At 59.8% G+C, this 9,538-nt stretch carries 8 protein-coding genes and 1 tRNA gene; 4 read left to right on the top strand and 5 right to left on the bottom strand.

Features of this window, described 5'->3' with window-relative positions:
- The coding region (locus AAAC48_RS25835) for a DNA phosphorothioation-associated putative methyltransferase (RefSeq protein ID WP_340656941.1) at window positions 1-704 on the bottom strand (704 nt) is incomplete at its 3' end.
- A gap of 206 nt (window positions 705-910) precedes the next feature.
- On the opposite strand from AAAC48_RS25835, the gene AAAC48_RS25840 reads away from it, so the two are divergent.
- On the top strand, window positions 911-1,594 hold the full coding sequence (locus AAAC48_RS25840) for an N-6 DNA methylase (protein ID WP_340656942.1): 684 nt from the start codon (window positions 911-913) through the stop codon (window positions 1,592-1,594).
- On the opposite strand, the gene AAAC48_RS25845 is transcribed toward AAAC48_RS25840, so the two are convergent.
- Both AAAC48_RS25845 and AAAC48_RS25850 read right to left on the bottom strand, forming a co-directional pair.
- Window positions 1,582-5,007, bottom strand: a complete 3,426-nt coding sequence (locus tag AAAC48_RS25845; RefSeq protein WP_340656943.1) for a Cache 3/Cache 2 fusion domain-containing protein — start codon at window positions 5,005-5,007, stop codon at window positions 1,582-1,584. The genes AAAC48_RS25840 and AAAC48_RS25845 overlap by 13 nt on opposite strands.
- 70 nt (window positions 5,008-5,077) lie before the next feature.
- Entirely contained in the window at window positions 5,078-6,253 is a 1,176-nt protein-coding gene (locus tag AAAC48_RS25850) for an ABC transporter substrate-binding protein (RefSeq protein WP_340656944.1), read from the bottom strand.
- Window positions 6,254-6,636: 383 nt separating this feature from the next.
- On the opposite strand from AAAC48_RS25850, the gene AAAC48_RS25855 reads away from it, so the two are divergent.
- The 3 genes from AAAC48_RS25855 to AAAC48_RS25865 all read left to right on the top strand — a co-directional run bounded on the left by AAAC48_RS25855 (window position 6,637) and on the right by AAAC48_RS25865 (window position 8,647).
- The gene (locus AAAC48_RS25855) at window positions 6,637-7,017 is read left to right on the top strand and encodes a hypothetical protein (protein ID WP_340656945.1); all 381 of its coding nucleotides are present in this window, start codon (window positions 6,637-6,639) and stop codon (window positions 7,015-7,017) included.
- On the top strand, window positions 7,004-7,183 hold the full coding sequence (locus AAAC48_RS25860; RefSeq protein ID WP_340656946.1) for a hypothetical protein: 180 nt from the start codon (window positions 7,004-7,006) through the stop codon (window positions 7,181-7,183). Before AAAC48_RS25855 ends, AAAC48_RS25860 begins: the two co-directional genes overlap by 14 nt.
- 210 nt (window positions 7,184-7,393) lie before the next feature.
- The gene (locus tag AAAC48_RS25865; RefSeq protein ID WP_340656947.1) at window positions 7,394-8,647 is read left to right on the top strand and encodes an HNH endonuclease; all 1,254 of its coding nucleotides are present in this window, start codon (window positions 7,394-7,396) and stop codon (window positions 8,645-8,647) included.
- A gap of 327 nt (window positions 8,648-8,974) precedes the next feature.
- Here the strand turns inward: AAAC48_RS25865 and AAAC48_RS25870 are convergent, their stop codons facing one another.
- Both AAAC48_RS25870 and AAAC48_RS25875 read right to left on the bottom strand, forming a co-directional pair.
- On the bottom strand, window positions 8,975-9,109 hold the full coding sequence (locus tag AAAC48_RS25870; RefSeq protein WP_340656948.1) for a hypothetical protein: 135 nt from the start codon (window positions 9,107-9,109) through the stop codon (window positions 8,975-8,977).
- 227 nt (window positions 9,110-9,336) lie between these two features.
- Window positions 9,337-9,408, bottom strand: a tRNA-Thr gene (locus tag AAAC48_RS25875).
- Window positions 9,409-9,538 lie beyond the last annotated feature (130 nt).

Consider the following 9,538-nt stretch of genomic DNA (forward strand, 5'->3'; position numbering starts at 1 on the left):
ACATCGATCTCGTCTGCGGTCGGCATCCGTCCAAGTACCAGCGCGGTTTCCCAAATCGCGGCGGTTTCGACATGGATACGCTCCATCAGGGACGCGCGTGGAGCAGCCTTTTCTCGTCGTTGGCGCAATGGCCCACGCGGGAGGATGCGACGGGTGAGGTAGGCGGCGCGCGAACGCTTCTGAAACCGCACGCGCTGTTCTAGGTCCTTATCTCTGAAGACGCCGACGATCCCCTGGCCTAGTGACGTGGCCTGCTCCCCGACTGTCTCGGACACGAACTGCAGGAGCTCGCTTTGTGAGAAGTATCGCTGGAAGGTCTGGCGCGAAGTCAGATAGCCGTCAACATGCGGCTTGTGGTTCGATACGTCGGTTTTACCTGTCAGCATACTGCTGACCACCAGACCCTTTCTAGCAAAGCGCCAGGCATCCTTCAGGGTTTCGGTTCGTTCGTGCGGGCTTTCGATCACGTTGATGACAAAACCAAGGTTGACGACATCCGCGCTAGCGCGCCGCCCGTCCGGCCGATGGTTCGGATCCCATCCCCATGCTGAGTAGCCTTCTGCCGACAGGATCGCCACATCGTCACCTAGCCCGCACCCATAGTCGAAGAGTTCGTCCTCCCTTGTCATCATTCCCGTTTCGATTATGGCCGCGACGGGCGCGGAGAGGGCGTAACGGGGTATCGCGGTCTTTTCCCGGGACACGTCGATGCTGGCCGCGCCCGCCAGTACGAGCTTCGCCCCTTCCTCACGCAGGCCCGCGTCCGCAAGAAGCGCCGTCCAGGCGATCCGGGTGCCGATTTTCTTCGTATCGGCAAACAGCCCTTTTTCCTCCGCGAGCCGCGTGACCGCGGCAAACGCCGGAATGCGTCCGTCTTCGGGATCGAGCAGGAGTTCCTTGCGATGCAGGATTGGGGGATTGGCACGAGGTTGCTGTCGGCCGCCTTCTCGATCGGACCAACGCGCCCAATTGCCGTGACGAGCGGGTACGCCGTTATGCCGTGAGCGATCCGGCCTGCCTGTGGTTTCTCGCCCGCAACAAGAACCCCGGCGGCGGCAAGATGCGCGACAGACGCGGCGAAGTGCTTTTTATCGACGCTCGTAAGCTCGGGACGCTGGTGGACCGCACCCGTAAGGAGTTCTCAGACCAGGACGTAGCGAAAATTGCCGCAAGCTATCACGCATGGCGCGAAGGTAAGGGATATGAAGACCTACCCGGCTTTTGCAAAGCTGTGAAGCGCGAAGAGATTGGGGATCATAACTATGTATTGACACCGGGCCGGTATGTCGGTGCGGTGGATATCGAAAATGACGCCGTCCCATTCCCGGAAAGGTTCGCGCCGCGATGGCATCGAGGATGCCCAAAGGGGCGTGACCGTTCTCCTGTGCCAGCCCGGCACTATCCTACCTTTGGAGGGCTTCCGGCACGGGCGCGGCCGCTTCCTCTCCCATTGGCCCCAACGTGGTACCTCGGTCGAGCGGGGACAGTCGGTCCAAAGCCTCGCGCAACAGGGCAGCCGCATGACTCCGATCATCGGCGGACGTCGCATGGGGCGCTCAAGCAGCCGGCGCAAAGACCACGTTACTTCCTGTAGCCGACGAAGTAGATGCCGATGACATTCTTCGCGGCGTCCCGGATCGGTTCATAGCCCGTGACGTAGGGTTTGCCCAGGATGGTCGCCTTTCCGTAGTACGCTTCGCCCTTATTGATCATAGCGATCGCCAAGCCATTTGGGTCTAGCACGGTTCCGATCGCGCGTGAGCCGTCGTCCTTTTTTACGTTTGTTGCTGCGCGCACGTATTCGTCCCCGGCCTTCACGAAGAGAGTCGCGTATCCGCCGTATTCTGTCGCGACCCTGTCGACGACATCAAAAGAGTTGTTCATCTTGGTCGTGCCGAAATACAGGGCAGGAGCACTCTTGCCGCCAACGGGATCCGTCCCTTCGATCCTGGGCGCTCCCAACTTCCCGGTCTTGTCCATCAAACCCGCCATGGAGGCCGTGGCTCGGTCGAGCTCAGACAGCCGATCCAAGGCCTCGCGTAACACGCTGGCCGCATGGTTGCGGTCATCGTCGGACATCGTCCCCAGATCGAGGTCGAGTCTCAGAGTCGGGCGGTCCTCGTGGATGAACAGGCGCTCCGCGCCGAGGTTCTCATAGGTGTCGACGACTTGATAAGTGGCAACGGGGTAGGCGATGCCTTTGACCGAGATTTGCCCACGCGGCTCGCAGTGGAACCGGTGCCGCACGTTCGCATACGTCTCATAGGATATGAGGATCTCGCCCGGCGTGGCCGCAGCCTCAAGCCGGGAGGCCAGGTTCACGCCGCCGCCGATGACGGTGTAGTCCATCCGATCCTCGCTGCCGAAGTTGCCGACGGTGCAGTACCCCGTGTTGATTCCGATCCGGCACTGGAGGGGCTTTTCGATGCCCGACGCCCGCCATACGCCCTGCAGCTCATGCATCCTCGTCCTCATGGCGATGGCCATCCCGACGCAGGTGAGGGCGTCCTCCTGGACTCCGCGCGTCTCCGGATCGCCGAAGAAGATGACGATGGCGTCGCCGACGTACTTGTCGATCGTCGCTCCATAGGAAAGGGCGATTTGGGACATTTCGGTCAGGTAGTGGTTCAGCAGCCGGGTCAAGTCCTCGGACTCCAGCCGATCCGTCATCTCGGTGAAGCCAGCGATATCCGAGAAGTAGACGGTCAGCTTTTTCCGTCGACTCGCGATTTTGACTTCCTGTTTTCCGGTGAAGATCGACTGGTATACCTGGGGCGATAGGTATTTCGCGAGCTGGTTCGAGAGCTGCTCCAAAGCCTTCGACTTTTCCGCAAGCTGGTTCTCACGCTGCTTCAACTCCGTGACGTCCGAATAGACGGCCACCGTGCCGCCGTCGTCGGTTTTGCGCTCGCTGACCAGGATCCAGCGACCGTCGCCGCGCTGCTGGACATGCGGTTCGCTCGGTTCTCTATGACGGGCGATCCGTTCCAGGACCCACTCGTCTACGCGGCCCTCAGCGTCCTTGATATAGCCGCGCTCGGCGGCGCGTCGGACAATGCTTTCGAACGTCATCCCGGGCGTTATCTCTGCAGGGGCGCCAGGATAGAGCAGCGTTCGGTACTTGTCGTTGCAAATGACCAGGCGATCTTCGCGATTGTAGAGTGAGATGGCCTCGGAGATGCTCTCGATCGCAACCGCCAACCGCCGGCGTCCTTCGCGAATCTCCATTTGGTTCGACCTCTGAACCTCGATAGCCGTGTCGCGGAAGACGCCGAGTGCGTCGGCCATTCGGCCGATCTCGTCTCTGCGGTCGCGACCCGGCACATCGATGGACGTGTCGCCCGCGGCCAGGCCGCTCATCGCAGCGGTAATATTCTCAATAGGCCTTACGACTCGGGGCACCACATATAGCACGGCGATCAGGGTTGCCCCCAGGACACATAGGGCAGTGATAAGGAGAAGCAGAAGTCGGCCATTGCGGATGGCTTGAGCGGTGCGAGCCGCCGCTGCATCACTGTTGCCCCGGGCGGCCAGGACGAGTTCCGCCACTTCTTTGTCGAGACGCAGGACGAGCGCGTTGTCGGCCTGCAAGGACGCCTGAGCAGCCGCAATCTGATGCAGCTCCTCGTGTCGCAAATCGAAGATATTTCCTGCGGACGTGCCGAACGCGATCAGCTTCTCCGTGAGGTCCTTGAGTGCACCGTCGTCGACCGCGGCGGGAAGCTGCGTGAGCAATTTTTCCGCGCGGCTCGCGGCAGCAACGAATCGCTCCTGGAGAGGCTTCAGTGAACTGGGGTCGGTGACGCCGGCGGCCTCGTTCAGCAGGCCCGCCGCCAGGTTGCCCTCGCTGCGCAACGTCAGCAGCACCTGCAAGGTGCTCACGCCGCCCTCGATCAGCCCGGTGATCGCTTCCGTGCTTTTGGCAGTCACGTCCTCGCTGGTGGTCACGAGGTCGAAGCCGGCGTTGTCCACCATCGGTGCCAGAGTCTCGAGCAGGGTGCGGTGCGCCACCTCCACCGCCGCCGCCACCCCCTCGCGCTTGACCTGGAGTGAGTGCCGCGTCTCGGTGGGGGCGCGGAGCTCCTGCGACCGGACCTCGAAAACATTGTCCGCGCCGGCGCCGAGCGCAATCAGCGCTTCGCTCGCCTCGTGCAACCGCTCGTTCTCGGGCGACTGAGGCAACGCCTCGAGACTCTTCTCAATCGCTGCCGCCGCCGCCGAGAACCGCTCGCGGATAGGCTGGATCAAGACCGGATCGTCGACGTGCGCCGCTTCACCCAGCAGACCCGCCGCCAGATTGCCATCGGCGCGCAGTGTCAGCAGCGCCTGCAAGTTATTTACCCCGCCCTCGATCAGGCCCGTGATCGCCTCCTTGCTCTTGGCCGTTACGTCCTCGCTGGTGGTCACGAGGTTGAAGCCGGCGTCGTCCACCAAAGGCTCCAGAGTATCTTGGAACTTGGTCTGTACGACAGCAAGATCGGCGATCGCTGTCTCCCTTTGCGCGCTCAATCGCAGGCGCTGCGCGACGGCGCCGTCCAGCGCTTTGAGCTCGGTTGCGATGTTGCCTTCGATCTCGATCAGATTCACGAACTTTGCCTCCGCCACGCCCGTGACCTTCAACCCTTTGGTCACGGCGGAGATTTCATTCAGCCTCCGAACGAGCCTCTCCTGTTCCTGAGCCCGCTCCTCTTCGCTGCGGCTCGCGATCAGGGCTGGAGCCGTCGCCGTGATCTCAGCGCTCTTTTCGGCGAGCTGGTGCGATGCCGCCATGCCGACGACGCTCTCCGCGGTAATCCGCGTGACCGACCTGTCGATGTCGGTGAAGGCGTACCACGCGACCGCGCTGGCGCCGATGGTCAACAGGGCCATGCCACCGAACGCCAGGAACAGTTTGGCCTTGATGCCAAGGGTCGCCTTGCCGTCATGCCGGCGACCCGCGGCGGCTAAGTTCGAAGTACGCGCTTCGACTTGGGCCGCCCCAGAAGGCTCCTGGTCCGCTCCATTCATAAGGGCATGCCGTCGACCGGAGCGGGTTTGCTCAGTGGAGAGGCGACACCCTGTCCGCCCGTTGGCCACGTCAACGCTCCATGCGGTCAATCGGCCTGAAGCTGCCGTCCGCCTGGATCACGGTGAGAAAGACCTGGTTCATGCCCTGGTTGTCGTCCGGCCCATAGGACAGCGTGATGCCGCCCAGGTCGAACGTGCCGACCTCCTTGATGGTCGAGAGCAGCCCCGCCCGCGTAACCGGGCCCTTCACCTTTTCCAAGGCCTCAACGACCAGTCGGCCGACCATGTATCCCTCGAGTGAGACGAATCCGATCTGCGCGTCGGGATTCGCGGCCTTGAGCGCCTTTTGGTACCGGGCCACGAGCGGGAGGCTCATGTCGCCGGGGAATGGCACGACCTGCGTCACCATCACGCCTTTCCCGTCCGCGCCGAGTTCCTGTGCGAGGGCGTTGGCACCGACGAATGAGATGTTGACGAACACGGGGTTCATCTTGAGCCGGTGCGCAAGCTTGATAAACTCCGCGCACGGTTTGTAGGTGCCGACCATGACGACGGCTTCGGGATCTGCCTTGCGAATCGCCAGCAGCGCCGTCTTCACCGCGGTCGTGTTGCGCTCGTAAGTGCCTTCGGCGACCAGTTTCATGCCGCGCTTTTCCATCGCCTTAGCGACCCCCGAGTACCCGGCGCGACCGAAGGTGTCGTCTTGGTACAGGATGGCGATCCGCGACACGCCGAGGTCCTTGGTGAGGTGTTCGATCCAGGCCTCCGTCTCCTGGTCATACGAGCCGCGAATATTGATCACGTTGCCGAGCGACGGGTTGCGCAGGAAGGCGGCACCCGTGAACGGCCCGATGAACGGCACTCCCTCTTCCGTGGCGATCGGTTGCACCGCGTTGGACGTGGGCGTACCCACCTCGCCGACGAGTGCGAACACGCCATTCTCGTCGATCAGACGCTTGGTGTTGGCGATCGCCTTTTCCGGCTCGTAGCCGTCGTCGTAGGAGACCAGCTCGAGCCTGTGACCGTTGACGCCGCCGGTGGCATTGGCCTCGTTGAAGGAGGCGAGGATTCCTTCTCGCATGCCGAGACCCAACGCCGCTGCGGGCCCGTCGAAGGCCGCCGATTGCCCGAACACGATCCGGTCGTCGAAGACCCCCGGCTCGGCGTGGGCCACGATGCCCGTGAGCGAGACCGCGCCGAACCCCAGCAGCACGGCGACTGCAATTCGTCTGACCCAGCACGTCATGACACCCTCCCCTCGGAGGGGCGCGTTCCGAACCGAGGCGGCTATCGGAAACTGGCCCCCGGGCGCCCGTTGGGCGCTATTTTTATTCTAACATATGCAACTCGGCGCGTAACCGAAAACCGGCAATCGCATCGAACCGCCTTCGGCTGCTCAACGAGCCGTGTCGCTTGACCCCGAAAAATGCTGTGGCCTCGCAATTCTCCGAATCGTGCTGAACTATGACTGCAGGCCGGCTACCCCAGTTCTTCCAAATCACGATCGGCTTCCGTGATATTCGCACGACTAGTCGGACGCACAGGTGCGGCGGGCGACTATCGAAACGGGATGCTCAAAACGAACGGTTATGCCATCGACTGGGTATCGGCGGACAATCGCTGAAGACAATGCCGACACGAGTCCGGTCGTTGATAGAGCGGTGGCAGCTACGGCAGTCCATGGCGGCTTATGGCACGACTCGGCCGTGGCGGCTTCCTCATCAGCAGGCCCGGCTGCTCGGACTTGAGGCTGCACGGCAGCTTGAGATCGCCCACAAGCCGGCGCCGTTGCCGACAAAAGTGCTTGAACTCACCCAGGAAGAATGGACGGCGCAGTTCTCCACGCCGCTCCGGCTGCCCAAGCCCAGCAGACCCACAACGCTCCTCAAGCAGATCCGGGCGGAAAACCCGCAGGCTCTTGTTGCCGAGAAACCCGTCGCCGAACTGCCCGCAATGACGGCGGCCCCTACATGCTTGCCTTGTGAGATCCTCCTCGATGACGAACCCTAAAACAGCGACACGCGCCTATCCGATCACTAGGGCCCGGCTTATCTCCGAGCTAACGGCAGTGGCGATGGAAGCGAAGAAACATGGCGATCTGGCTGCGGCCGATGAGGCACTTGAATTGGCATGGCGCATTGCGGTGGCAGAGTTGGAGAACCGCACCCTTCAATAATGATTGGTGGAATTGATTGTGATCCACAGCGATCCTCGTCTGTGTGAGCGTCTAGACAGCGTGGGCCTGGCCAAGAATGGTATTAGAGTAAATCTGATCGAGGCAACCAATGCCATTTAGCATTTCAATTAACCGATGGTCGATTGTTCATAACTGGCTGCTATGCAATCTTATCTGTCCGATTCACACCGCTCCAATTGATGTCAATAAATGCCAATAAGCCAGATAACTCGGGAAGCTGTCCTTCGCGCGATCGCCGAATACGATGAGTTGGGACGTACCGCGTTCCTAAAGCGCTATGGATATCGAAAAGCCCGATCCTACTTCCTCCGCTTCGAGGGAAAGGAATACGATTCTAAAGCAGTCGTCGGTGCTGCACGTGGATACGCTGACAGTGCCGCGGGGCCTTTGAAAGCAGCAGAGTTTAGCGGGGGCGATGCTACGGTTGCGCAGCTACTCGAACGTCTTGGCTTTGAAATTGACGGTTCGTTGTTGCTTGATGCTTCTCCTGCCTATTGGTGGGTCAATCACAAGCAGACATTCTCTCAAGAGGTCGGGGGCAATTACCTGTGGTCACCGCTTACCCAGTCGAACGGAGGGCGGAGCGAGTTCTATGAGAATATGAAACGCGTCCGACCCGGAGATATCGTCTTCTCTTTCGCCGATGCGAAAATCAAGGCCGTGGGCGTTTGCGAAGCGCCAGCATGTTTGGCTCCAAAGCCCGAGGAATTTGGGACAGCGGGGAGCCCGTGGAAGGATACGGGATGGCGATTGCCAGTAAAGTTTACGCGCTTGCAGACGCCTATTCGTCCCAAGGATCTTATGGGAATAATTGGGCCCACCCTTCCCAACAGGTACTCGCCTATCAAAATATCTGGAGACGGCAATCAAGGAGCGTACCTCGCGTCCATACCATCACCGATGGCAAATGCTCTGATCTATTTGATAGGTCAACAATGGGATATCATAGCTCCTAAGTTGGTGCTCACCGCTGAGCAGATAGTGCAAGCGACCATCCTTGAAGAAGAAACCGTCGTACAGACAATCAACAATAGAACCGATATTGGTGAGACGCAGAAGCTCCAACTTGTCTGGGCTCGCCGAGGTCAAGGGATATATCGCCAGAACTTAGAACAGTTCGAGGTCGAGTGCCGAGTAACGGGCGTTCGCAAACTTCGGCATCTCAGGGCAAGCCACATCAAGCCCTGGCGCGCATGTAGTGACTTTGAGAAGATTGACGGCAACAATGGATTGCTTCTCAGTCCACATGTCGATCATTTGTTTGACAAAGGATATATCAGCTTCCTTGATGACGGGACTATGCTGGTCGGCAGCGGCATCGGGGACTCAATGTTACTTCAATGGGGAATTGATCGATCACGGAATTGCGGGCCTTTTCGAGCGGACCAGCTCATATATCTCTCGTTTCACAGGGAGTCCGTTTTTGAAACCTATGTTTCCTAGCCCGGTGCCGCCTTAACCGCCAAGGCAGCCTTGGTTTGATCAGCAGCTTCGCCGTGACAATACCGAGGCGACGATGAATAGCGAGCCAATTGCGCTGCAGATGGGTGCCGCAGCAAAGCCCCACGCTAAACCTAGGATCGAGTCGTCGTCGCGCAATCTTCCTGAACAACAAACACGCGGAAGACACTTTTCTCGTGTTAGCCGCACCTGCTTCTGGTTAAACGCAAGGCCATTGCGCCAGCCGGGATCAAATCCGCTCGTGTTCCAGTTTGCGCAACCGGTCATCAAGATGCGAGCTTTGCGCATGTACCGCGCGGATTTCCGTTCTTAACCGTCGACGATGCTATCAATGCGATTGACCATGGCTGAGAGAACAATCACCTCATCCCTCAGCGAACCGAACTCGGTCAGCAGCTGGTCCATCTTCTTCGCCAGAAAGGCGAGATCAAATTTTTTCGCCACCCCGTTTTCTCTTTACGTTGAGAAGCGACAATATTGCCGTCGGTCGCATATGCGGCCTTAACAGGAGCGCCGTGTCAAGTCCGGGACGAATTCTCAATGTCGGACATGTTCAAGAGCACATGCTTTCGGGGCTTTTTTGCTGGCCAGAAAGCTGAAAGTGGCCGCCAAAAATTGCCGCCACCGATTTTCGGCAAACTGGGGTACTGGCTAAGTGCTTGAATTTATTGTTGAGCTTACCGGATTCGAACCGATGACCCCATCATTACGAATGATGGCGTCACCACCGGTCGCCTCTCTCGCATCTGTCAGGGGCAGGCAAGCATCATCACTTTCGGCAACGAGGGGCGCGGGTTTAAGCATTTCTATTCTTCGGCAGGGTCGGTCGTCTGAAGGCTCAAGCTCTGTATCCACTGGGTTCGTTCGTGCTTG

Source organism: Phyllobacterium sp. (genome assembly GCF_037994405.1).
Lineage (GTDB): Bacteria > Pseudomonadota > Alphaproteobacteria > Rhizobiales > Rhizobiaceae > Phyllobacterium.

Bases quoted from the DNA above. Each gene is read 5' to 3' on its own strand.
- AAAC48_RS25855 (WP_340656945.1), top strand. From the start codon at position 6,637: ATGCCGACACGAGTCCGGTCGTTGATAGAGCGGTGGCAGCTACGGCAG.
- AAAC48_RS25845 (WP_340656943.1), bottom strand. From the start codon at position 5,007: ATGAATGGAGCGGACCAGGAGCCTTCTGGGGCGGCCCAAGTCGAAGCG.
- AAAC48_RS25850 (WP_340656944.1), bottom strand. From the start codon at position 6,253: ATGACGTGCTGGGTCAGACGAATTGCAGTCGCCGTGCTGCTGGGGTTC.
- AAAC48_RS25860 (WP_340656946.1), top strand. From the start codon at position 7,004: ATGACGAACCCTAAAACAGCGACACGCGCCTATCCGATCACTAGGGCC.
- AAAC48_RS25865 (WP_340656947.1), top strand. From the start codon at position 7,394: ATGCCAATAAGCCAGATAACTCGGGAAGCTGTCCTTCGCGCGATCGCC.